17 protein-coding genes are annotated in these 25,643 nt (G+C 46.2%); 16 read left to right on the forward strand and 1 reads right to left on the reverse strand.

The window, feature by feature from the left end; translation table 11 throughout:
- Positions 1–267 precede the first annotated feature (267 nt).
- From QFZ78_RS37125 to QFZ78_RS37170, 10 genes are all read left to right on the forward strand, one after another.
- Positions 268–1,362, forward strand: coding sequence for a chymotrypsin family serine protease (locus QFZ78_RS37125; protein WP_307555009.1), 1,095 nt, complete (start codon positions 268–270; stop codon positions 1,360–1,362).
- 152 nt (positions 1,363–1,514) lie between these two features.
- A complete protein-coding gene (locus QFZ78_RS37130) occupies positions 1,515–3,461 on the forward strand; it encodes a stalk domain-containing protein (RefSeq protein ID WP_307555011.1) in 1,947 nt (648 codons plus the stop codon).
- Positions 3,462–3,752: 291 nt separating this feature from the next.
- Positions 3,753–4,778, forward strand: a complete 1,026-nt coding sequence (locus QFZ78_RS37135; RefSeq protein WP_307555013.1) for a LacI family DNA-binding transcriptional regulator — start codon at positions 3,753–3,755, stop codon at positions 4,776–4,778.
- Between the two features lie 32 nt (positions 4,779–4,810).
- Positions 4,811–5,695: a carbohydrate ABC transporter permease gene (locus QFZ78_RS37140; RefSeq protein WP_307555015.1), complete on the forward strand. Its 885-nt coding sequence runs from the start codon at positions 4,811–4,813 to the stop codon at positions 5,693–5,695.
- Entirely contained in the window at positions 5,685–6,515 is an 831-nt protein-coding gene (locus QFZ78_RS37145) for a carbohydrate ABC transporter permease (RefSeq protein ID WP_307555017.1), read from the forward strand. The genes QFZ78_RS37140 and QFZ78_RS37145 overlap by 11 nt, the downstream gene beginning before the upstream one ends.
- A gap of 100 nt (positions 6,516–6,615) precedes the next feature.
- The gene (locus tag QFZ78_RS37150) at positions 6,616–7,965 is read left to right on the forward strand and encodes an ABC transporter substrate-binding protein (RefSeq protein ID WP_307555018.1); all 1,350 of its coding nucleotides are present in this window, start codon (positions 6,616–6,618) and stop codon (positions 7,963–7,965) included.
- 91 nt (positions 7,966–8,056) lie between these two features.
- Positions 8,057–11,770, forward strand: a complete 3,714-nt coding sequence (locus QFZ78_RS37155) for a glycoside hydrolase family 31 protein (protein ID WP_307555020.1) — start codon at positions 8,057–8,059, stop codon at positions 11,768–11,770.
- Positions 11,767–12,393, forward strand: a complete 627-nt coding sequence (locus QFZ78_RS37160) for a thioesterase II family protein (protein WP_307555022.1) — start codon at positions 11,767–11,769, stop codon at positions 12,391–12,393. Before QFZ78_RS37155 ends, QFZ78_RS37160 begins: the two co-directional genes overlap by 4 nt.
- A 159-nt stretch (positions 12,394–12,552) precedes the next feature.
- Complete coding sequence (locus QFZ78_RS37165; RefSeq protein WP_307555024.1) at positions 12,553–15,834, forward strand: TIM-barrel domain-containing protein; 3,282 nt, start codon at positions 12,553–12,555, stop codon at positions 15,832–15,834.
- A gap of 51 nt (positions 15,835–15,885) precedes the next feature.
- Positions 15,886–19,743, forward strand: a complete 3,858-nt coding sequence (locus QFZ78_RS37170; protein WP_307555026.1) for a TIM-barrel domain-containing protein — start codon at positions 15,886–15,888, stop codon at positions 19,741–19,743.
- A 75-nt stretch (positions 19,744–19,818) separates the two neighbouring features.
- Here QFZ78_RS37170 and QFZ78_RS37175 read toward each other — a convergent pair whose 3' ends face one another.
- A complete protein-coding gene (locus QFZ78_RS37175; protein WP_307555029.1) occupies positions 19,819–21,741 on the reverse strand; it encodes an FAD-dependent oxidoreductase in 1,923 nt (640 codons plus the stop codon).
- A 191-nt stretch (positions 21,742–21,932) separates the two neighbouring features.
- On the opposite strand from QFZ78_RS37175, the gene rsgA reads away from it, so the two are divergent.
- The 6 genes from rsgA (at position 21,933) to QFZ78_RS37205 (ending at position 25,613) form a co-directional block, all read left to right on the forward strand.
- Positions 21,933–22,994: a ribosome small subunit-dependent GTPase A gene (gene rsgA / locus QFZ78_RS37180; protein WP_307555030.1), complete on the forward strand. Its 1,062-nt coding sequence runs from the start codon at positions 21,933–21,935 to the stop codon at positions 22,992–22,994.
- 86 nt (positions 22,995–23,080) lie between these two features.
- Complete coding sequence (locus QFZ78_RS37185; RefSeq protein ID WP_307555032.1) at positions 23,081–23,404, forward strand: hypothetical protein; 324 nt, start codon at positions 23,081–23,083, stop codon at positions 23,402–23,404.
- Positions 23,405–23,566: 162 nt separating this feature from the next.
- Positions 23,567–23,917: a histidine triad nucleotide-binding protein gene (locus QFZ78_RS37190; protein WP_307555034.1), complete on the forward strand. Its 351-nt coding sequence runs from the start codon at positions 23,567–23,569 to the stop codon at positions 23,915–23,917.
- A gap of 114 nt (positions 23,918–24,031) precedes the next feature.
- Entirely contained in the window at positions 24,032–24,205 is a 174-nt protein-coding gene (gene rpsU / locus QFZ78_RS37195) for a 30S ribosomal protein S21 (protein ID WP_029195880.1), read from the forward strand.
- Between the two features lie 8 nt (positions 24,206–24,213).
- Positions 24,214–24,657, forward strand: coding sequence for a GatB/YqeY domain-containing protein (locus QFZ78_RS37200; RefSeq protein WP_307555036.1), 444 nt, complete (start codon positions 24,214–24,216; stop codon positions 24,655–24,657).
- Positions 24,658–24,947: 290 nt separating this feature from the next.
- Positions 24,948–25,613: an NfeD family protein gene (locus QFZ78_RS37205; RefSeq protein ID WP_307555038.1), complete on the forward strand. Its 666-nt coding sequence runs from the start codon at positions 24,948–24,950 to the stop codon at positions 25,611–25,613.
- Positions 25,614–25,643 lie beyond the last annotated feature (30 nt).

The following is a 25,643-nucleotide window of genomic DNA, read 5'->3' on the forward strand; positions in this document are numbered from 1 at the left end:
AATTGAGGTGTACCCCGAATTTATCAAAAGAGATATTCATGTCCTATTGACTTCTGAGATGATAAAGCATGAAGTGACAAATGAATCATAAGCCACAGAGATACTAGCCATTTATTCACAAATTAATACCCCTATCCAAGGCTAATGACGGTCCAACCGTTGTTAGCCTTTTTTTACATCCTCCAAATTAACTTTAGGTGAAGTCATTAAGCCGAATCGTACAAGTTGGCATACACTGCTACATCTTTAAGGAAGAGGAGAATGTGAATGGCTACATTTAATGAGGCACTTAAACATAAGAATAGAATTTCCCCCGTTTTACTAAAAAGAGCGGAGGTCATGGCTGTTGGTGTTGGCTATTTGGATCCGAGTAAACCGGCACTCGGCGCAGGCGTTATTGTTTACACGCATCAAAAAACCGTACCCTCCAGTCTGAACAGCCTCAAAGGAGTGGTTTCCAAAGCAGGCACAGCTGTTCCCGTTCGTTTTGTGCCTACTGGGATGTTTAAAACGAGTGGCTCATCTTCTAAACCAAAAGCCATCCGGCCAACATTGTTTCGCAATAGAATTCATCCCGTTCCCGGGGGAGTAAGTATTGGTAAACCGGATCCATTCTCCACGGGAACGGCAGGCGTCATAGTGATTAGAAACAACCAGCTTTATATTCTGAGCAACAACCATGTTCTCATTAAAAACAACTCCTCAGCCTTCTCAGCAACCGTGCAACCAGGACCAGCAGATGCAGCACTAGCCGGTAATACCATAGGGAGAGCCTTTCAATTCGTCAGATTGCGCCCGGGTGAAGTCAATTTCCAAGATTCTGCGATTGCACTGCCGTTTTCAAATAGCTTATTAAATCCAAGATACTTATGTGCATCGGGGCAGCTGGTAACAGTTCCTGGTCACTTGTTAAGCTACCCTGTCGGTCTTCAAGTGTTTAAATCGGGTCGTACAACCGGGTTTGTCAGAGGAACTGTAGAAGCAAATAATGTGGATGTACGTGTTTCTTATGGAGGAACTTTAGGGACATTATTGTTCCGAAATCAATCGGTAATTCGTGGGAATACAGGTGCAGTTTCTCTCCCTGGTGATTCCGGTTCCGTATGGCTTCGCACATCAGATCGCTTTGCAACGGCTCTCAATTTCGCAGGTACAGCGGATGGCCGTCGTTCGATTAGTAATCCAATTGGTACAGTTATGTCCACGTACGGGTTACGCATTGCCATTCCGGCCGCAGGTGGAACTTTCAAAGCCGGCGCGATTAAAGGGATTGCTCCACGAGGCAACTATGCCTATGTTCAGCAATTAACAAAAGAACAACGTAAACGCACTCGCGCTGTGCTAGTTAAGTCCTCGAAGTAAATACTGTCATTACATCCAAAACCAATGAGTTTACTCACATTGGTTTTTTTGCTTTTTAATTATTTTGCGACAAAATGCTACTTTATTCCATCCAAAACGTATTAGTTATGGACATAAAAACTTACAACAGGGTTGAAGGGAGTCATTTTAACTTGAAAATCACTAAAAAGAGAATTGGAATTATGACGTTGGCTGTAGGAATTATCGCTGCTAGCCTTGCAAGTGCTCCAGCGCCGGCTCGAGCAGACATCGTTTGGGATCACTGGCAGAAAGCAGAGTCACTTCGTGCAAGTGGGAATAAAGATGAGGCTGCGCCGCATTGGAAATTCCTGGCTAATCACTATGCGAGCATTGGAGAATGGGAAAATGCAGCTTTATTTTATGGAAACTTGGCCGCCTATTACGATACAATCGGTGATTACGATCAAGCAATTAGCTATTACGAGTCTGAAAACGAATATTGGGTGAAAGCAGGGAAGGATTGGGGGGCTGTTAAGCTGCAGCGTGCCGATCAAATTCGGACAACGGTTGAGTTGTATAGACTGGAACGTAATGAGACAGCGGTTCAACAATTAGCTTTGCCTAAGAACAGTCAATTGGCCAAGTTTGAACCTACATATGGTACTTATCTTGGGATGTACTCTGAACAGGACCCAAAGGTAGGTAATATTTTTACGAAGATGGAAGCTGTTTACGGTAAAAAACACGCGATTTATTTGGCTTATGCCCACTGGGGACAAGGATTTCCTGCTACGTATGCGAAGAGAGCTAAAGATGCAGGTGGCGCTTTACAAATTGCGTGGGAACCTGACGATGGCTTAGATCCGGTTACAGATGGCACCTATTTGCGCAAATGGGCACAAGATGCCAAGGCGGCAGGAATCCCGATCTTCTTGCGTTTTGCGGGGGAGATGAATGGCGCTTGGGTCAAATGGCATGGCAACCCTGCCCAATATATTGCGAAATTCCGTATGCTTCATGATGTATTCGCAGCAGAGGCTCCGAATGTCGCGATGGTTTGGAGTCCTGGTGATGTACCAGCGAATGATATTGACCCTTATTATCCGGGAGATGCTTATGTAGACTGGGTTGGGGTTAGCTTATATATTGAGCCTTATGAAAACGGGGATCCGTCTCTACCTTCCATGATTTCTACGAGTAATGTTGAGAGGTTAACGAGGCTTTACAACACCTATTCGGACCGCAAACCGTTAATGTTAAGTGAAACGGGAGTCCCGCATTACGCGCATTCGGCAGGTGAAGATTTCACAGAGTGGTCTAAGCTTAATTTGCAGCGTTTATATGAAGTAATGCCTTATAAGTATCCAAGATTGAAGGCTATCACTTATTTTAATGTCGATCAAAAGATGGACAACGCGAAAAATGACTATTCACTTTTCACTTCGTCTGAGATCCAAAATTACTACAGCAAGTTAATTGCTAATCCTTATTTGCTATCCAAGGTAACAGACGCAGCTAAACCTATTGATCGTATGGGTTATGTACCAGTAGATGCGAATCATCAGGCTTTTACGAAACAAACCAAGTTAATTCCTTTTGTTAAAATTCCTGACGTTTACATTGGCAAAGTAGAGTACATCTTAAACGGACGAGTGATTGCGTCTCAAACAGATCTGCCTTATGGTCTGGAGCTGCGAGCAGGGGATGTTCCGGAGGGTTCCGTCGTTCAGATCAAGGTTTATAATAAATCCGGTAAACAAATAGCTTTACGTACCTTCGGTTTATCTTCACAAGTATCTGTTGAAATTGATGGGAAAGAACAGAAATTTGAGCAAGCACCTGTCATTGTAAAAGGATCCACATTAACGCCGCTGCGTGCGATTTTCGAAGCGATGGGTGCAACGGTGGATTATGAGGCAGCAACTAGAACAGTTACAGCCAAAAAAGGAAGTACAACGTTACGCCTAACTCTTGATCAGAAAACAGTGTATGTGAACGGCCAAGCTGTACAGTTAGATGAGCCAGCTCAGCTGGTGAACGGTTACACACTTGCGCCTGCTCGATTTGTTGGTGAAACATTTGGCGGCAAAGTTGCTTGGGATGGCACTAGCAGAACAGTTACAATTACAACCAAATAGAATTTAACCTACGAAAAAGCTGCTCCAACATCTGATCTATTGTCAGAGCTGGAGCAGCTTTTTGTCTTATTTAGCTCCTTCCAACTTGATGTTCATTCACTATTGATTATCCAACCAGCGCTGTATGAAGTTGCAACGAATTCGCCCATTTCAAATAGACATTAAAAATAATTTAGTTAAACGCGTAACTGATAAATCAATTTAATGGTAAAAAGATAGCGCTATCATATTGTATTATCAACAACTGTGTCTTATAATCTAGTTAAACGTGTAACTAAAGAGGGTTGAGAAATGAAAAAACCAACAATTAAAGATGTGGCAAAAGTCGCAGGTGTTTCAGCAGCCGCAGTGTCCTATGCATTAAATGGCAGAACGGATAAAGTCTCCAATGAGACGATTGAACGCATTAAGAAGATTATTGAAACCTTAAACTACATACCTGATTTCTCAGCGAGAAGTTTAGTCAAAAATCAATCCAAGTTGATTGGCATCGTGATTCCACAGACAGAATCCCACAAGCAGCTTATACTTGAAAACCCTTTCTACAGTGAAATGATAAGTGGAATAGAAGGCAAGCTTCGCGAGTATGGGTACCACCTCTTGTTATCTGGCGTTAACCAAGGGGAAAGTTATCTGGATTTATCCATTCAGCGTAATCTGGATGGTGCCATCATGATGGGGATTTATCCGGAACAGTTTTATGACGGCTTTAAGAAGATCAATATTCCGATTGTTCTGATTGACAGTTACATTAACGACAGTTATTTCAAACGAATCGGCATTGATGATGAATACGGCGGATATTTGGCGACGAAGTATCTGATCGATAAGGGTCACTCCAACATTGGACTCGTGACCGGAGCGATTCGTAAAGACGGTGTTGTCGAGAAGCGTTTCCTTGGCTACAAACGTGCGATTCGTGAAGCGAATTTCTTTTATAATCCGGACTATGTGTTTGAAGAATCCATGAGTTATGAGCATGGTGTTGCTGCAGGACAGTTCATCGCAAACAAGTTTCCCGAGATCACCGCTGTATTTGCTACGGGGGACATGGTTGCATTCGGAGCGATTCGGAGCTTGATGGACATGGGTAAAAAAGTCCCGGAAGACATCTCAGTCATTGGCTTTGATGATATCACGATGTCGAAGATGTTTATCCCGCCACTCACAACAATCCGGCAAAATATAACTGAAAAAGGCGCTATTGCGGCCGAACATCTCATCAACATGATTCAAGGTGGCGTGGAGCAAGAGGCGAATGAAATTATGCTGCCGCTAACGATTGTGGAGAGAGCAACGGTTAGAGCCAAGGAATAAATTAGTATCTGGAACCGGAAAAGGAGAACGTCATGGTCGGACAAAAGAGATTTTCCAAAGCAGTTGTCATTATCGGATTTTTATTGCCAAGTTTAGCGGGTTTGTTTCTGTTTCAACTCATCCCGATGCTTTCATCTGCTATCATCTCCTTTACGAATTGGGACTTGTTAACCCCGGCGAAGTTCGTTGGGGTGGATAATTACACCGAAGCTTTGCAGGATGAGAAAACGCTTACATCACTGATGAACATTCTTCAGTACATACTTGGTTACTTGCCATCTGTTCTTGCTTTTGGTTTATTGTTCGCCGTTTTACTGAATAGGAAGCTAGTAGGAATTAAGCTTTATCGCATTTTCATCTTTGTACCCGTCATCACCTCGTGGGTAGCTGTTTCCATCGTATGGCGTTGGCTGCTGAATGGACAGAGCGGACTTGTTAACTACCTGCTGTCGCTAATTGGAATTCAAGGACCTGTATGGCTGCAGGACTTTGTATGGGCAATGCCCTCCATAATCGCAGTAAGTGTATGGAAGGATATCGGCTATGTGACCGTCATACTTCTTGCGGGGCTGCAGGATATTTCGGAGGATTATTACGAAGCAGCGAAGATTGATGGCGCAGGTGGGTTTGGGCAGTTTTTCCGTGTAACGCTACCGCTTCTCACGCCTAGTATTTTTTTCGTACTTGTCATATCCCTCATCAATGGCTTTCAACTCTTTGATCAGGTGCTAGTGATGACAGGTGGCGGTCCGGCTGGACAAACGAGCACGCTAGTGCAGCAAATTTATGGGAATGCTTTTCAAAGCTATAAAATGGGCTTTGCCTCTGCGCAGTCTTGGATCTTATTCGTTATTATTTTCGCCGTCACCATCGTTCAGCAGCAGCTTCAGAAAAGGTGGGTTACCTATGACAGATAAATATATGCCGTATCGGAACCTGCTTTCACATCTCATTTTGATTGTGGCGGCTGTCGTTCTCATGTTTCCTTTCGTCTGGATGCTGTCGGGTTCCTTTAAGGATAACTTAGAAGTAGTCAGAATGCCGCCGAATTTAATACCCGATACATTTAAATTCAGCAACTACGTCGAGATTACGAAATACTTTCCGATCTATCGCTTTTTGGGCAACAGTGTAGGTGTGTCTATAGTGACGACGGCAGCACAGATTGTCGTGTGTGCGATGGCTGCATTTGTTTTTGCTAAAATACCGTTCCGAGGCAGGGAAACTTTATTCGTTCTCTATTTGATCACGATGATGATTCCCATGCAGGTGACGATGACTCCACTCTTTATCGTATTTCAAAAACTGCACCTGACGAATACATATCTCGGTCTCATTTTGCCAGGAATCTTCAGTGCTTACGGGACTTTTCTTCTTCGACAACACATCATGACAATTCCTGATCCGTTGATTGAGGCGGCGAGAATGGACGGAGCTTCTTATTTGAGGGTGTTTGTGAGTATCATTCTTCCGCTTAGCAAACCTGCTCTTGCAACGCTAGCCATTTTTGCTTTTATGGCTTCGTGGAACAATTTTTTATGGCCGCTTATTATTACGAGCGATAAGGAGTTGATGACACTTCCTATTGGATTAAGCAAGCTGCAAGGCAGATGGGCGACGGAGTGGAACATTTTGATGGCAGGGAATGTGATCAGCTTTATCCCGATTTTCATTGTGTTTTTATTCGCATCGAAATACTTTATTAAGGGAATGACCATGAGTGGCGTTAAAGGATAATGAGAGGGGTGATGGAAGTCGTTTGAGACGTAAGTGAGGAATATGAACATGACAATGGTGAGTTAACTGAAGAAAATCCATAAGAAGAGAGGGTTTAAAGATGGTTACTAAAAAAACAGGTTGGGTCGTAGCGTTAGGTGTGGTTGTTTCTCTTGCAGCTACGGGGTGTGGAGCAGATACGAAAAAAGAAACTGCGTCAACGCCAAAACAAGAGCCGACGGCAGCTGCAACAGCAGCGGCAACACCGGAGACAAAGAAAGAACCGGTTACACTCAAGTTCATGCAGTATACCGCTAGTGGTTCTCAAGAGCAAACACTCAGCGATATGGTGAAAGCGTTCGAGTCGGCCAATCCTGACGTGAAGGTCAAAGTGGATATCGTCGATTACAACAACTACTACACGAAGCTCAATACACAGCTCGCATCGGGGGATGCGCCTGACGTATTTGAGGTCGGTTACGAAAACTTCGTCTCTTATGCAGCCAAAAATACTCTAAAAGACTTGACGCCGATCATTGCGAAGGACACGACGTTCAAGCCGGAAATCTACAAAGGTCTTGCCTATGACTCTTTCAAGTATAACGGTAAGCAATACGGAGTCGTAGAGTCGTTTTCAGACGTAGTTCTTTTCTATAATAAGGACTTGTTTGACAAAAAGCAAGTTGAGTATCCGAAGGCGGATTGGACGTGGAAGCAAGAGCTGGAAGCGGCTCAAAAGCTAACCGACGCCAAAAGCGGCGTATGGGGAACCTACTCGCCAATTCAATTCTATGAGTTTTACAAAACCATTGCTCAGAACGGCGGAGGTATCTGGAGTGCAGATGGCAAACCTACTGTAAACAGTAAAGAAAATATTGAAGCATTGAACTGGATGCTGGATAAAGCGAAAAAGTATAAAGTTTCTCCAGCGCTCAATGACGATACCTTTAACCAGCCAGATGCTGACTTAAACGCATTTAAAGCAGGTAAGCTTGCTATGCTGCGTGGCGGGATTTGGAACTTTGGCCGCTTTGCGGATGCTCCGTTCAAATGGGACATTGCACTGGAGCCTGGTAATACGAAGAAAGCACATCATTTCTTTGCGGATGGCCTTGTTGTTTCTGAAAAAACGAAAAATGCTGAAGCGTCCTGGAAGTTTATCAAATTCATGTCCTCCGATCCTTCTGTTGTCAGCAAACGGATTGAGAAGGGCTGGAGTGTGCCAGCTGTTTCTGATGAAAAAGTCATGGAAGCTTATTTCAAACAAACGCCACCAGCTTCGAAGAAAATCGTACTTGAAGCGTTGAATTCCCTCGTACTGACGCCAGTAGGTCCAATTCCTGACAAATGGAACGACTTGACTAAAGCGATCGGCGACGAGCTTGATAAAGCGAAATTGAAATCCGATTATACAGCGGAAAAAGCACTAAATGAAGCACAAGCTAAGATTGAAAAGCTAGTAACTAAATAGCGTAGTGCGGACATAGAGTCGGCAGGGAAGGGGCATTGTTGCGGCAACGGCCCCTTTCTCATTCATACACATGGGATGGAGTAGGAGGATTATGGTGCAAACACTAGATTCAAATCAGAATGTTAATTACTTATTAGATGAACACACAGGTCAGATTACGATCTCAGGGCAGCTTGCCACTTTTAGAGATGTTGCTTTTTTGAGCTATGCGCTTATCCAGCGAGGTGAAGCGGAGCGTGCATTGCCAGTGCTGCGTTTAATGAGCAGCGATCAATTTAAGGGACAGTTGGCGCTGACAGATGTGGCGCTTCGGATATGGGCTTTCGGCGAATATCTGAAGGTAACGGAAGATCAGGATTTTAGGTTGGATATAGAAGGGATAATTGAGGAAAGCACTTTGCTTCTAGATGCCCATTGGCAGAAGCCGCAGCCTCACTGGCTGCAGCGCGGAAACGAAGGGATTTATTTGAGTCATTTGGCCATGTACTTCGCTGCCATACAAGCCAATATTCAGAACGGAGCTGGCGAGCGGGGTGTACGTTTACAGAAGGCGATCCGAGAACTTGTCTTTGCCAGCTTCATTAAAGAGGGCCGAGTTGTTAGCGAATTGGGCGATACAGCTATTCATGGGGATTTCATCACAGCGGCAATTCCTTTTGGTATGCTGGGTATTGAAGACCGTATTCTGATCGAAGCGCTGTATAAACTGGAAGAAACACTTGTTAGTAAAGGTGTAAGATTTAAAACTGGCGACACCTTCTATGGAGGTTGTGAGCGATCTGATCTTACCTGCCTGTTGGCGTGGTACTACGCTAAAAAAGGGGACGCGGTTCGGGCGAAAGAACTGCTCGCTCATGTGGAGTCGCTTCAGAAGGAAGGTGCGAAGCTGTATGAGGTAGACACTTCTACAGCCAAGGAGCCTTTATTGCTTACGTATTGGCGTGAACATGCAGGGGAACCACCCGTCAGTACATGGGGGGGCGTACTATTGGAGCTTGCACAGGCAGCGGTTGTTTCAGGCGAAGTCCGTAGTGACAGCTTAGAGAGCGTTGCTTTGTTACATCAACCGACGGGTTACGATGACCCTTACGTCATCCTGCCTTACGAGCGGTTTCCCCGTTATCCTGAAGCGGGGGATTCGGTGCTTGTACGCCTCTTGACTCAGCCTTTTCAGGCGAGTCAGGTAGTAACAGTGCGGGCTGTCGTCAATGGCATTCCGGAGGCCGAAGCCGTGACCGCCGTTATGAAAGTGACGGACGGCGGGGAAAAGGTCTGGGAAGCGCAGCTTGGCCCTTACCTCGCAGGTGACGAGGTCAGCTATGCTTTTGCGCTTCAGAGCGGAAGTAAGTCACCGAGTTCAGCGACTTACAGCTTTAAAGTGCGGGCATGGACGGCGCTGGAGCGCGTCCATGCGCTGTATGAGACGACGGGTGGCTTCGTCGTCGAATTGGCTTACGGTGCGGAGGGCATCCGCACCGCACAGCTGTCTTTCCGCGCCGACGAGAGCGGCGCGATCAAGCTGACGTTCGCCGCAGAGGGCGAACGCTTGCAGGGCGCGCCGGCGCAGCAGGCGGCGTTGGCCGTTGGACGCGCACGGCTGGAGGCCGAGGTACGCGGGGGCAAGCTTGCGCTCGCGCTGCGCAGCACGGAGGGCGTGCTGATGGAGGGCTTCGCCGCCGAAGGGAAGCCGCTTATCGAGGCTTTAACCGATGGCTCGGGATGCCTGCATAAGCTTCGCTTGAACTTGAAAACGAGGCCGGAGCATCGCTGGTTCGGCATGGGGGAACGCTTTTCCCATTATGAATATTCGGGTCATGAAGTCGATCAATACGTGTACAATCAGTACCGGGATCAAGGCCTGAAGACTTACATGCCGGTTCCCTTCGCCATATCCTCCGGCGGGTATGCGATCTTCGTGGATACGGCGCTTTATTCGACTTTCCGCTTTCATACGCGCTTATCTGATCTTGTTGAAGTGGAAGCGGACGTATCTCCGTCAAGTCAACAGCTGGTTGCCTATTTATTTGCAGAGGAGCCGCTCACGATGGTCGGACAGTTCACCCATCTGTCGGGCAAACCTGTATTGCCCCCGAAATGGTCGTTTGGACCATGGATGTCCAGCAATAACTGGGATTCTCAGGCAGAAGTTTTGAAACAGGCCGAGCTAACGGCGAAGTATCAGATCCCGTCCACCGTGCTAGTTATTGAGCAATGGAGTGACGAGGCGACGTTCTATATTTTTAATGATGCGCAGTACAATGTCAAAGAGGGTAATCAATCGTTTCGCTATGATGAGTTTCAGTTCCCGGAATGGGGCCGTTGGCCGAATCCGAAGGGGATGGTCGAAGAGCTGCATGAGCAGGGCTTGAAGGTGCTGTTATGGCAAATTCCCATTCATAAACATATGTATGGCGTTACTCACGGTCAGCGTGATCAGGATGAAATTACACTGCTAGAGCAAGGTTACTGTGTGAAAACAGCGGGTGGGGAGCCGTACACATTGCCTTATAACTGGTTTAAGGATTGTCATATTATTGACTTTACGAACCCAGAAGCGGTGAAGTGGTGGTTTAACAAGCGCCAATACCTCGCAGATGAAATCGGCGTAGATGGCTTTAAAACAGATGGCGGCGAATTCGTCTTCGGTCACGATCTGCAGTTCTATGATGGCTCTACAGGCCGCGAAATGCGCAATTTGTATCCGAATTTATATGTGGGCAGCTATTACGATTTCATCCAGCAGTTTGCCAAATCTGGAGGCATTACCTTTAGTCGTGCGGGCTACACGGGAGCTCAGCGGTACCCGATGCATTGGGCGGGCGACGAGCGTTCGACCTTCCAGGCCTTCCGCTCTTCGATGATTGCCGGGTTATCCAGCAGTATGTCGGGCATCCCTTTCTGGGGTTGGGATCTGGGCGGCTTTCATGGTGACATTCCGACGGCGGAGCTGTTTATAAGATCCACCCAAATGGCCGCTTTTTGCCCGGTGATGCAGTATCATGCCGAAACGAAAGGCGAGTTCAATCAAGACCGCACGCCGTGGAACATTGCTGAACGAACAAATCAACCGCTTGTTATCGATTTATACAAAAGGTACTCGGATATCCGGATGAACTTATTGCCTTACATTTATGATCAAGCGATTCGTACCAGCCGAACGGGGCTGCCTATGATGCGTGCAATGTCCCTTCAATTCCCTACTGATCCTCATTGCACAGAAATGATTAGTGAGTACATGTTCGGAGAAAGCTTGCTTGTCGCTCCCGTTACGGAGGAGGGGCAGGGTGCTAAGGAAATTTATTTTCCGGAAGGGTCATGGTTATCATTGTTCGATCAGGAAGAGATCCAAGGTCCGTGCCTTTTGAAAGTTGCTGCACCTTTAGAAGCTATCCCTGTTTATCAGAAACAGGATAGTGTCATTGCGCTCAATCTGGCTGAGAATTATTCACTTGGCGATCATGTGGGCAATCGAGTAAACGGCTATGAGCATTTGTGTTTCCGAGTTTATGTTGTAAACGAGCTGAAGGCAGAGTTTGAGGATGACCTAGGCAATCGTGTGACCATTTCAGCAAAAAGAGTCAGTGGTCAGATCCATCTAGACTGGTCAGGTAGTCTTAGCGTTAATCAACCAATAACCTTCGTTTTACATCAACCAAGTGGAGTATCCAACGTTTGGTCTTCAGAAACGGAACTGTCACCAGTCGATCATGTGGAACAACTGCTCCCGGGTCATTATTTGATTAGCCAAAAGAATCTGCTCATTACTGTCCCGGAATCGGCAGGAAGTCTGGTGATAGCGCAGTGATTTTGTTCGGGTTCCCTCACTGTGGAGATCACTCAAAGTCGTACCTTACTTGGAGCAGAGGATTACCCGCTCGTGTTAGGTTCCAACGTGTTGAACTGAGTCAAGCCCGATTATCCATGCGCGAGGTTGCCTCTGATCTGTGGGAGCAAGCTCTGCACGAGTCCTGCCAATACGTCAAGCAGCAGGTGATGCCTGGTGAAGAATACGTGTTTATTGGTCACTGCTGGGGCAGCTTGCTTGCCTTTGAAGCCAGTCATCGCTTGAAAGCGGAAGGCATTGCTGAGCCACGGCACCTATTTCTTTCTGGCTGCAGTGCCCCGCATCTTCTTCGACCTCGCGGTGTAACGACTGGCATGCAGGGGGATGCATTCGAGATGGGCTGCCAGCCAGTGGAGGAATATCGTGCTCAGGTGAATCGTGAGCCACTTCGTGCAAGGTTCAGTGTGTTTACAGGTAAGAAGGATGAACATGCGCTTGTTGATCATTTGTCGGAGTGGAGCCGTTATACGGCGAAAATATGCGATGTGCACGTTTGTGAAGGCGATCATCACTACTGGCAATCGGATTCAAACAAATGGCTGCAGCTTGCACAGACGATTGTAGAAAGGGAATATCTGTTGTAATCAAACGGCGGTCGCGATTGGTTAGGATTTCGCGATCGCCTAACAAATGAAAGGGGGGATGCTTGGAGAAGCACATACATGGCGAGGAATAACGTTTCTTGGAGCCTCTTAGTCATTCGTGTTTAGAAAACAAATTTCGGTACGGAAGGGGAAATGTTTATGCACGTAAAGCAATTACCAGCACCATTCCGATTTACTTTCTCTTTTTTACTCTGTTTTTTTCTCTCCGTCCCCCCTATTTATGCCATTGATGGTGTGCACCATGGTCCATATGGAATCGATGATCTATACGAGATTCAGGCAACTGAACGGAGCCCAAGGGATCCCGTTGCTGGTGACACTGTTTATATCAAAATAACAACATGGCCCATTGAATCTGGACAAACGGCTTGGGTGACCTGGACGAAAAATGGTGTTAATCAAGCTGCTGTCGGAGCAGCGTACAAATACAACAGCGGCAACAACACTTACTGGGAAGCGAACCTTGGCACTTTTGCTAAAGGGGATGTGATCAGTTATACCGTTCGTGGCAATAAAGATGGTGCGAATGAGAAGACTAGCGGACCTTTTACTTTTACAGTAACTGGATGGGAATCCGTTAGCAGTGTCAGCTCCATCACGAATAATACGAACCGTGTTGTGCTGAATGCAGTGCCGAATACAGGCACTTTGACACCGAAGATCAACCTTTCCTTTGCGGCGGATGATGTACTCCGTGTACAGGTTTCTCCAACGGGAACAGGAACGTTAAGCAGTGGACTTAGTAATTACACGGTATCCGATACCGCATCAACCACTTGGCTTACAACCTCCAAGCTGAAGGTGAAGGTGGATAAGAATCCTTTTAAACTTAGTGTGTATAAGCCTGATGGAACGACGTTGATTGCCCGTCAATATGACAGCACTACGAATCGTAACTTAGCCTGGTTAACCAATGGAAGTACCATCATCAACAAGGTAGAGGATCATTTTTATTCGCCGGCTTCAGAGGAGTTTTTTGGCTTTGGCGAGCGTTACAACAACTTCCGTAAACGCGGAAATGATGTGGACACCTACGTGTTTAATCAGTATAAGAATCAAAATGACCGCACCTACATGGCAATTCCTTTTATGCTTAACAGCAGCGGATATGGCATCTTCGTAAATTCAACGTATTATTCTAAATTCCGATTGGCAACCGAACGCACCGATATGTTCAGCTTTACGGCTGATACGGGGGGTAGTGCTGCCTCGACACTGGATTATTATTTCATTTACGGAAATGATTTGAAGAATGTTGTGAGTAACTACACGAACATCACCGGTAAGCCAACAGCTCTGCCGAAGTGGGCTTTCGGGTTATGGATGTCAGCTAACGAGTGGGATCGTCAATCCAAGGTGTCTACAGCCATTAATAACGCGAATACCAACAATATTCCGGCAACGGCAGTTGTACTTGAACAGTGGAGTGATGAGAATACGTTTTACATTTTCAATGATGCCACCTATACCCCTAAAACGGGCAGCGCTGCGCATGCCTATACCGATTTTACTTTCCCGACTACAGGGAAATGGACGAATCCAAAAGCTATGGCAGACAATGTACATAGCAATGGGATGAAGCTGGTGCTCTGGCAGGTCCCTATTCAGAAATGGACTTCGACGCCTTATACCCAGAAAGATAATGACGAAGCCTATATGACGGCTCAGAATTATGCCGTGGGCAACGGCAGTGGAGGCCAGTACCGGATACCAACAGGACAATGGTTCGAGAACAGTTTGCTGCTTGATTTTACAAATACCACGGCGAAAAACTGGTGGATGTCTAAACGCGCTTATCTGTTTGATGGTGTAGGTATTGACGGCTTCAAAACAGATGGCGGTGAAATGGTATGGGGTCGCTCGAATACCTTCTCGAACGGTAAGAAGGGCGATGAAATGCGCAATCAATACCCAAATGAATACGTGAAGGCGTATAACGAGTACGCACGCTCCAAGAAAGCCGATGCGGTCTCCTTCAGTCGTTCTGGCACACAAGGTGCACAGGCGAATCAGATTTTCTGGTCCGGTGACCAAGAGTCGACGTTTGGTGCCTTCCAGCAGGCTGTGCATGCAGGGCTCACGGCTAGTATGTCTGGCGTTCCTTATTGGAGCTGGGATCTGGCAGGCTTCACAGGCGCTTATCCGACGGCTGAGTTGTACAAACGTGCTACCGAAATGGCCGCATTTGCACCGGTTATGCAGTTTCATTCCGAGTCTAACGGCAGCTCCGGTGTTAATGAGGAACGTTCGCCATGGAACGCACAAGCGCGTACGGGCGATAATACGATCATTAGTCATTTTGCCAAATATACGAATACACGCATGAATTTACTTCCTTATATTTATAGCGAGGCAAAGAAAGCAAGTGATACCGGTGTTCCGATGATGCGAGCCATGGCGCTTGAATATGGGGCGGACACGAACACGTACGGTTTGACGCAGCAGTATATGTTCGGGGGTAATTTACTCGTTGCTCCTGTCATGAATCAGGGAGAAACAAACAAAAGTATTTATCTTCCGCAGGGGGATTGGATCGATTTCTGGTTCGGTGCTCAGCGTCCTGGCGGTCGAACAATCAGCTACAATGCCGGCATAGATGATCTACCGGTTTTTGTGAAGTCCGGCAGTATTCTTCCGTTGAATTTGAATGCGCAATATCAGGTGGGTGGGACCATTGGCAACAGCTTGACGAGCTACACCAATCTCACATTCCGCATTTATCCACTTGGGACAACAACGTATGACTGGAATGATGATATTGGCGGTTCGGTGAAAACCATTACATCTACAGAGCAATATGGGTTGAATAAAGAAACCGTCACTGTTCCAGCGATTAATTCTACGAAGACATTGCAAGTGTATACGACTAAGCCTTCCTCTGTAACGGTGGGTGGTTCTGCGATGACAGAGTACAGTACATTAACCGCTCTAACCGGAGCATCCACAGGCTGGTTCTACGACACGGTACAGAAATTCACTTACGTCAAGCTTGGCTCAAGTGCATCTGCTCAATCTGTAGTGCTAAATGGCGTCAACAAGGTGGAATATGAAGCTGAATTCGGCACGCAAAGCAGCGTAACTACGAACACGAACCATACGGGTTATACAGGTACAGGGTTTGTAGACGGCTTTGAGACTCTGGGAGACAATGTCACCTTCCACGTTTCTGTCAAAGCCGCAGGTACCTATACGATGAAGGTTCGGTATTCATCCGGTGCAGGCAATGGCTCAAGAGCCATTTATGTGAATAACACCAAAGTGACGGACCTTGCCTTACCGCAAACAACGAACTGGGATACGTGGGGCACGGCTGCGGTCAACGTCTCCCTCGGTGCAGGACTCAACACGGTGAAAGTCAGCTATGATGGTACCAGTTCACTCGGTATTAATCTTGATAACATCGCGGTGGTAGAGCAATAAAAGCAGGGAGGGCATGTCCCTCCCTTATTTTCTAATCGAAAGGGAGTATCTATGATGAGTCTACCAAACAAAGAAGTTCCACGTATCCTTGCTTTATTTACAGCATTTACGTTGTTTGGTTCAACCCTGACCTGGCTTCCTGCTTCTCCTGCTCATGCCTATGCCAGCAGCCTAGGCAATCTCATCACTTCGAGTGTAACCGGAGATACCTTGACGCTTACTGTTGATAATGGTGCGGAGCCGAGTGATGACCTCTTGGTTGTACAAGCGGTGCAAAACGGTATCTTGAAGGTGGATTATCGTCCGAATAGCATAGCGCCAAGCGCGAAGACGCCGATGCTGGATCCAAACAAAACTTGGTCAGCTGTAGGAGCTACGATTAACACGGCCGCCAATCCAATGACCATCACGACCTCCACTATGAAGATTGAGATTACCAAGAACCCAGTTCGAATGACGGTCAAAAAGGCTGACGGCACTACGCTATTCTGGGAACCCTCCGGCGGAGGGGTATTCTCAGATGGTGTGCGCTTCGTTCATGCCACCGGAGACAATATGTATGGCATCCGGAGTTTCAATGCCTTTGATAGTGGGGGTGATTTGCTGCGGAATACATCAAGTGAAACTGCTCATGCAGGTGAACAGGGAGACTCCGGAGGTCCGCTTATTTGGAGTACAGCTGGCTACGGGGTGTTAGTTGACAGTGATGGTGGCTACCCCTATACGGATGGCGCAACGAGCAAGATGGAGTTTTATTATGGCGGTACCCCTCCTGAGGGACGTCGTTATGCGAAACAAAACGTGGAGTATTATATTATGCTCGGAACCCCGAAGGAAATCATGACCAGTGTAGGGGAAATCACGGGGAAACCACCAATGCTTCCTAAGTGGTCGCTTGGATTCATGAACTTTGAGTGGGATACGAATCAAACGGAATTTACGAATAATGTGGATACGTATCGTGCCAAAAATATCCCAATAGATGCCTACGCCTTTGATTATGACTGGAAAAAGTATGGGGAAACCAACTATGGTGAATTCGCGTGGAATACGACTAATTTCCCTTCTGCTTCCTCAACTTCTCTAAAGACAACAATGGATGCTAAAGGCATCAAAATGATCGGAATTACGAAACCCCGAATCGTTACGAAGGATGCTTCTGCTAATGTAACGACTCAGGGAACGGATGCGACAAACGGTGGTTATTATTATCCGGGTCATAACGAGTATCAGGATTATTTTATACCCGTAACTGTACGCAGTATCGACCCTTATAATGCTAGTGAACGTTCCTGGTTCTGGAATCATTCCATAGATGCTCTTAATAAAGGGATCGTTGGTTGGTGGAATGACGAGACGGATAAAGTATCTTCGGGCGGAGCATCGTATTGGTTTGGCAATTTTACAACAGGCCACATGTCTCAGACCATGTACGAAGGTCAACGGGCTTACACAGGTGGAGCCCAGCGTGTATGGCAAACGGCGAGAACTTTCTACCCAGGTGCCCAGCGGTATGCGACTACGCTTTGGTCTGGTGATATTGGCATTCAATACAATAAAGGTGAACGGATCAACTGGGCTGCTGGGATGCAGGAGCAAAGAGCAGTTATGCTTTCCTCAGTGAACAATGGTCAGGTGAAATGGGGCATGGATACCGGTGGATTCAATCAGCAGGATGGCACGACGAACAATCCGAATCCCGATTTATATGCACGATGGATGCAGTTCAGCGCTTTAACACCTGTTTTCCGTGTACATGGGAACAACCATCAGCAGCGCCAGCCATGGTACTTCGGATCGACGGCGGAAGAGGCTTCCAAAGAGGCTATTCACCTGCGTTACTCCTTGATCCCTTATATGTATGCCTATGAGAGAAGTGCTTACGAGAATGGGAATGGGCTCGTTCGACCCTTGATGCAGGTATATCCGACGGATGCTGCTGTTAAAAATTACACGGATGCGTGGATGTTCGGTGACTGGCTGCTAGCTGCGCCTGTGGTAAATAAACAGCAGACTAGTAAAGATATCTATTTGCCGTCTGGCTCATGGATTGACTATGCGCGAGGTAATGTGATAACTGGCGGTCAAACCATCCAATATTCGGTTAATCCGGACACGTTGACAGACATTCCACTCTTTATTAAAAAAGGTGCCATTATTCCAACACAGAAAGTGCAGGATTACGTTGGGCAGGCTTCCGTCACTTCCGTTGATGTGGATGTGTTTCCGGATACAACACAGTCGAGTTTCACGTACTACGATGATGATGGCTCGAGTTATAACTACGAAGGCGGTACTTATTTTAAACAAAGTATGACTGCTCAGGATAATGGTGCGGGCTCGCTAAGTTTTACATTAGGGGCAAAGAGTGGCAGTTATACGCCAGCGCTCCAATCCTATATCGTTAAGCTGCACGGTTCAGCGGGGACTTCCGTAACGAATAACAGCGCGGCTATGACTTCCTATGCAAGTTTGCAAGCATTAAAAGCTGCCGCTGGGGAAGGCTGGGCAACTGGGAAGGACATCTATGGGGATGTGACTTATGTGAAAGTAACGGCAGGTACAGCTTCTTCTAAAGCTATTGCTGTTACAGGTGTTACTGCAGTGAGCGCAACTTCGGTGCAATTCGAAGCTGAGGATGCATCGCTTTCTGGCAATACGGTTGCTACAAAGGCTTCCATTAACACCAATCACACAGGATTTACCGGAACTGGATTTGTTGATGGATTGGGCCATGCAGGCGCGGGTGTCACTTTCTATCCGAAGGTGAAAACAGGAGGCGACTATAATGTCTCTCTCCGTTATGCGAACGCATCAGGCGCAGCGAAGTCAGTCAGTATTTTTGTTAATGGAAAAAGAGTGAAGTCCACCTCACTCGCTAATCTCGCGAATTGGGATACTTGGGCTACGCAAGCCGAGACACTGCCGCTGACGGCCGGTGTGAATGTTGTGACCTATAAGTACTACAATGAAGCGGGCGATACGGGCAATGCCAACATCGACAACATCACGGTACCCTTTGCGCCAATCGTCGGCAAATATGAAGCAGAGAGCGCTGAGCTTTCTGGTGGCAGTGCATGCAACACGAACCATTGGTACTATAGTGGTACAGCTTTTGTTGACGGATTGAACGCAGCAGGCGCGCAGGTGAAATACAACGTGAATGTCCCTAGCGCTGGGAGCTATCAGGTAGCGCTGCGATATGCTAATGGCAGTGCAGCAACGAAAACGTTGAGTACTTACATCAATGGATCCAAGCTAGGACAAACCGGTTTCACAAGTCCTGGAACCAATTGGAATGTCTGGCAGGATCATGCGCAAACGGTGACTTTGAACGCAGGGGCAAATACGATTGCGTTTAAATACGACGCCGCTGACAGTGGGAATATCAACTTAGATCGCCTGCTTATTTCAACTTCGGCAGCAGGAACGCCTGTCTCTGAGCAGAATCTGCTAGACAATCCTGGTTTCGAGCGTGATACGAGTCAAAGTCATAATTGGGCCCAGTGGCATCCAAGCACGCAAGCTGTAGCTTACGGCGTTGATAGCGGCTCAACAACCAATCCGCCGGAATCCCCATGGACGGGTGATAAGCGGGCATACTTCTTTGCAGCAGGTGCTTATCAACAAAGCATTCATCAAACAGTCAGTGTTCCTGTTAATAATGTGAAGTACAAATTCGAAGCCTGGGTTCGCATGAAAAACACGACGCCGACGACGGCCAGAGCCGAAATTCAAAACTATGGCGGATCTGCCATTTATGCGAACATCACTAACGATGGTGGTTGGAAATACATCAGTGTAAGTGATATTCTGGTGACCAATGGTCAGATCGATGTTGGATTTTACGTGGATTCACCTGGCGGAACTACGCTTCACTTTGATGATGTGCGCGTGACCCGACAATAAACAAAACAACCAGCTCTCCCGTGAATGGGGGACTGTTTGTTTGTTCGTTAGGATAGGCAATTCGTGTAAAGATAATTAAGCATTTTGAAGTGCTTGCTGAACTTCTTGCACAATGGATAACGCCGCGGTGCGGGCACTAGAGAATGCGCGTTCTGCAAGCTCGCCCTTACCTATACAGCCGTCTCCGCAGAAGTAGAATGGCACGTTTTCCACGCGTATCGGCAATAGATTATTGGAAGCAATGTTTTTCACGCTGGATACCATCGCTTTCTTCGAAACCCGTTTCACGGCTGTAACATCGCGCCAGCCTGGATAATGTTTATCGAATAGAGCTTCCATTTGGAGGTTCTTTTCTTCTAGATACGCTTTGCGCTGCTCCTCCTTCTCAAAGCGGTCGCTTAAGTATGCAATACCCTGCAGCAGCTGTCCGCCTTCTGGTACCAGTGTGTGATCAGTCGCGGAAACATCGCTGATGAAAAGCTTGTTATCCATGTCGCTGATGTAGCTGAAAGGTCTGGCGACAACACGGCTTAACCCAACGTCATACACCATAACTTCGGTTGCGGTATTGGATTCATAAGGAGCTAGGAACGGCTCCCATGCTGTGCCCTTCAGAAGCTTGACGACTTGCTGAACGGGCATAGCGAAAATCACTTTATCAAAGGCGACTTCTCGGTTTTTGGTTTGCAGTACAAATTTACGATCTGCGTAACGAAGGCTCTCCACGCCTTCTTGAAGGGCAATTTCCCATTTGCCGGACGTTGTCAGCTTCTGCTTAAGCTGATTCGTAATAACGGCCCAGCTTCCCAAAACATAATTGACAGGCTTCGAGGAAAGGAACAAGTTGTGATAGTACTCACTGATTACCGCTCCGGATACGTTGCGTGCATCCTCAGGTGTAATGAAGAAGTTGGAGCAAACCAGATGCTCCCATAACTCTTTAACATCTTCGTCCGCATTGGACTCTGCCAAATAATCGGCAAGAGTTGCGTAGTTTTTTAAGTTGTGAATATTCGCGATAATGGCTGTAATTTCACCGACGAATCTTACTTTTTGCATCGTGCTGAGCAAATCAGTTTTTAAGAGGTTTATCGCGTCGAGGGGTGCTGGGGTAAGCTGATTATGTTTCGCATAAAAAACTTTGCGTTTATCTACTTGCTTAGAAGAAAAAGATAGTCCCAGTTCACGTTCCATGTTTGTTAACGTATGTCGATCAATCCCATAGATGGCATGTGCGCCATAGTTGAGTGTAAATCCTGCTTTTTCGTAAGTAAAAGCCCGTCCTCCAAGCTGTGGGCTGCGCTCGAAAAGGATGCCTTCAACATGCGGATTCTCCGATAAATAAGCGGCCGCTGTTAATCCTGCCAAGCCTCCGCCAATAATAGCTACTTTCATTTTGTTTTCCTCCTTGGGGACTGGTTCTACCTGTAGGGATGCGTAGGGCTCCTCGGAGCGTATGCCTACCCAAAGCCAGGCTAAGTTGTTTTTCATCATGGAAAGTAAATCGGCTTCATCTTGATTGCACCATGTACGGATCGTTCCCGCATACATGCAAACGAGCAGTTCAATTTTTCTAGGTTCAGGAAGCCAATGTAATAAACTTTCAGATAGTACGTTTAATTGCTGTTGTTCTTCCGTTTTTATTGCTTCATTCTGCAAGGATAAAGCCTGTAAACTTCGGACTAATCGGGGTGAAGATTGAATGTTGGACGATAAGTCTAAGAATAAGCGATTAATGTGTCCTTCAAGGGATTGGACCTTGGAAGGAGGCTGCTTCACCCATTCTTGAATCAAATGAATTTGTTTCGTGTAAAGCGCTGAAATAATGGCATCTTTGCTTTTAAAATAATGATAAAACGTTCCCTTTGATGATCCCGTCGCTGCGATGATATCGTCTACGGATACATTCTCATACCCTTTTTCCATAAACATGGTTAAGGCGACTTCCATCATCACATCACGCTTTTTGCGGGTAGAGGCTCTCATGAATTGGCTCATTCGCTCACTCCATTCCAACCTTCGATTTACTCCTATTATATGCAAAAATAGACTTTCAGTCTACATTTTAATTGACCTGTGTCTAAAGTTTGAAGCGGGAAAAAACAATCTAAACAATTGTTTCCCGTGTGATGTGGTTAACAGCGGTCTATACTTCAGAATAGAACCACATGAGAGGATGAAATATACACTTGAAAAATGAAGATTTAGGATGGAATTCCTTTTTTGAAAAAGCATTCGAACCTTACCTAAATGAGGGATACCAAGTTGGACGGGTGTCCTTGGAACATAAACATATGTATCGCGTTCAGACAGAAGTTGGAGAGGCACTAGCCGAGGTGTCGGGAAAAATGCGGCATATTGCTTTACGTCGCGAAGACTACCCCGCTGTAGGTGATTGGGTCGTACTTTCCATAAGGGAAGAAGAACAGCGAGCAACGATCCATGCTGTACTGCCACGTAAAAGTAAGTTTTCCCGTAAAGTAGCGGGTCAAGTCACGGAAGAACAAATTGTTGCTACGAATGTAGATACCGTGTTTCTGTTCACAGCGCTTAATCTGGATTTTAATGTACGCCGTATTGAGCGCTATTTGGTGTTAGCTTGGGAGAGCGGGGCAAATCCGGTTATTGTTCTAAGTAAAGCGGATTTATGTGAGGACCCGGAAGCGCTGGCTGCAGAGGTCGCGGCTGTTGCGGTTGGCGTTCCCATTCATATCATTAGCTCAGCAGAAAATCGCGGACTAGATGAGCTTGCTGCTTATATTTCTCCAGGCCAAACAGTCGCGCTCCTTGGATCGTCAGGTGTGGGCAAATCAACCTTGGTGAACCGCATCTATGGGAAGGATATTCTGGAAACAGGGGATATCCGTTCGGGGGATGATAAAGGTAAGCATACGACGACTCACCGCGAGCTCATCACACTGCCTGGAGGAGGCATATTGATTGATACGCCAGGTATGCGTGAGCTTCAGTTATGGGATGCCTCGGAGGGATTAAGCACGTCATTTCAAGATATCGAAGAGCTTGCGGAGAGGTGCTTCTTTCAGGATTGTAAGCATGAGAATGAGCCCAAATGCGCGGTAAAAGAGGCTCTTGATGAGGGGACCTTGCCAGTTGAACGATTTCAAAGCTATGTGAAATTGCAAAAGGAACTTGCTTATTTAGCGCGAAAAGAAGATAAAGGTCTTCAAGCGGCCGAGAAAGCGAAGTGGAAAAAAATTCATCAGTCTCTGAAATCCCAACATAACCGATAGATTAATTTTCACATGTTCAACTATTGTTTTTGAGTAGCCTTTTGCCTAGAGCTGAATATGCTGTTGGTAAAAAGGAGCGTGAGCTTATGAAACATCAGGAAGCACATGAGATTTGTAAAAGGCATATGTATCGTTATGTGAGTGTCACGATGAATACTGGTGCGGTTTATGACGGAATTGTGGAAAATGTGGATGATGATCATCTGTACCTAGCCGTTCCGATTGGTGGAATGGATCAGGAACAAATGAGAGCTTTCTTACCTTATTCCTATCCGGGTTATGGTTATGGCTACCCCTACGGATTTCCAGGTTATGGATTTCCGGGCTACGGTTTTCCAAGGCGCCGCTTTGCCAGACAAATACTTCCGTTAGCTAGTTTATTAGCGTTATCGCTTCTACCTTATTATTAATAATATAAGTTCATTTAATCTAGAAACATCTTACAGTAAGTGGGATGTTTCTTTTTTTTTGCAGTTATTCCATCATTAATGGTGGATTGGATTGGATTTTTTTGCTCATTTCCGATAAAATTAAAAGTAGGAGTTTCACGAAAGAGGGGGACAAGCCGAAGAATGAGCGATTGTATTTTCTGTAAAATTATTACGGGGGAACTTCCCTCTAAGAAAGTGTATGAGGACAAGCAGATTGTTGCTTTCCATGATATTCAGCCAGCTTCTCCCATTCATGTCCTTATCATTCCTAAGAAACATATTGCTTCACTAGCCGATGCGGGAGAAAAGGATTGGAACTTGATTGGGCAAATTCAGCGTGCGGCTGCGCAAATTGCTAGAGAACTAGAAGTAGAAGAATCAGGTTATCGGGTTATCACGAATATTGGAGCTAACGCGGGGCAAATTGTTCACCATCTTCATTATCATCTGATGGCTGGGGCACGTTTATCGCCTTTAGGCGTGCACAATTAAGCTTCCTTTCACGAAACGAAAGGTTTGCGATTGACACCCTAATTACTATGACCTATAATGAGATTTGATGAACCGTTTTGTCTTAGATGGTCTGTTCGGAGGGAGGGAAAACTGTTGTCAGAAACTCGAGTTCGTAAGAACGAAACTATAGATGCTGCACTTCGTCGCTTTAAGCGTTCCATCGCTAAGGATGGCATTCTTGCAGAAGTTAAAAAACGTAAACATTATGACAAGCCTAGCGTTAAGCGTAAGCTTAAATCTGAGGCTGCTCGGAAGAGAAAGTTCTAGGAGGCAACATGAGCTTAAGCGATCGATTGAACGAAGATATGAAGCAAGCGATGAAGAGTCAGGACAAGTTCAAACTCTCTGTAATTCGAATGGTACGATCTACGATTAAGAATTCTGAGATTGATCTGAAAAGATCCTTAGATGACAATGAAGTGCTTGACGTACTAACTCGTGAAATCAAACAGCGTAAGGATTCCCTCCAAGAATTTGAAAAGGCGGGCAGAAATGACCTTGCCGAAGGCCTGAAGGCAGAACTTGTTATTTTAGCTGAGTACATGCCGCAACAGCTTTCTGAGGAAGAAGTGAAAGCCATTGTACAGCAGACCATCCAGCAAATTGGTGCTTCTTCCAAAGCGGATATGGGCAAAGTGATGACGGCATTGATGCCTCAGGTTAAAGGACGCGCTGATGGTAAACTTATCAATCAGTTAGTTCAACAATTATTAGGTTAATACTAAATATGTTAGACAAGACCGAGTGGACCCAAGTCCTCTCGGTTTTTTGTTACCACCTAATAAGAAAGTATAAGTTTTCGGATCCCGAAAACCGCTTTCTTATTGGCGATAAAACTTAATATAGGGATCTTTGGTCGTAGACCAAAGTCTCTCCTCGTTAAACGCGGTCGCGCATCCCTGAATCGCCTCGATAGAGGTTTTCTCATTCTCTTCACCAAAAACGAAACAGTTTGTGTGTTGTAACGTACATAGTAGTGATAAGGAAGATTCAAGGAAAGGAGTGAAAGATGATGTTTGTAGAAAACTTATCTGCCTTTCTGACTCATCCCGTTACAGCGACGGTACTATTAGTGGTTGGGATCATTGGAATTGCATTGGAGCTGCTTTTTTTCAGCAGTGGATTGCTCGCTTTAGCGGGGGTAGCTGGTTTTGCACTCTATTTTCTCGGGTTTTATTTAGCTGGTTTTGCTGGTTTCGGTGATTTGGCTATCTTCGGAATCGGGTTACTTCTTCTTATCCTGGAATTAGTCGTTCCAAGTTTTGGGATTCTAGGTGTATTAGGCGCAATATGCCTCTTTGGCGGGGTTCTGATGGCATCTTCAGATCCCACACAAGCAGCGATAATGTTAGGTATCGCCTTGTTGTTGGCAATCGTTGCGATCTCTTTCGCGATCAAAACCTTTAAGCACCGCGGGATTTGGAACCGTTTTATTCTTAAGGAGCAGCTAACGACGAACAAAGGATTTACATCCAGCCCAGATCGATCCTATTTGATTGGAATGACGGGAGAGGCGATTACTCCTCTGCGTCCGGCCGGGACTGCAATCATTCATGGTGAGCGCGTTGATGTGGTGACGAATGGCAGCTTTATTCCCACGGGAAGGAATGTAGTCGTAGTGGAAGTAGAAGGAGTTCGCGTTGTAGTACGAGAGAATGATACCAATAACGCATAAAGACTTTGAGCTACGCTCAAAGATCCCAAA

Source organism: Paenibacillus sp. V4I5 (genome assembly GCF_030817255.1).
Lineage (GTDB): Bacteria > Bacillota > Bacilli > Paenibacillales > NBRC-103111 > Paenibacillus_E.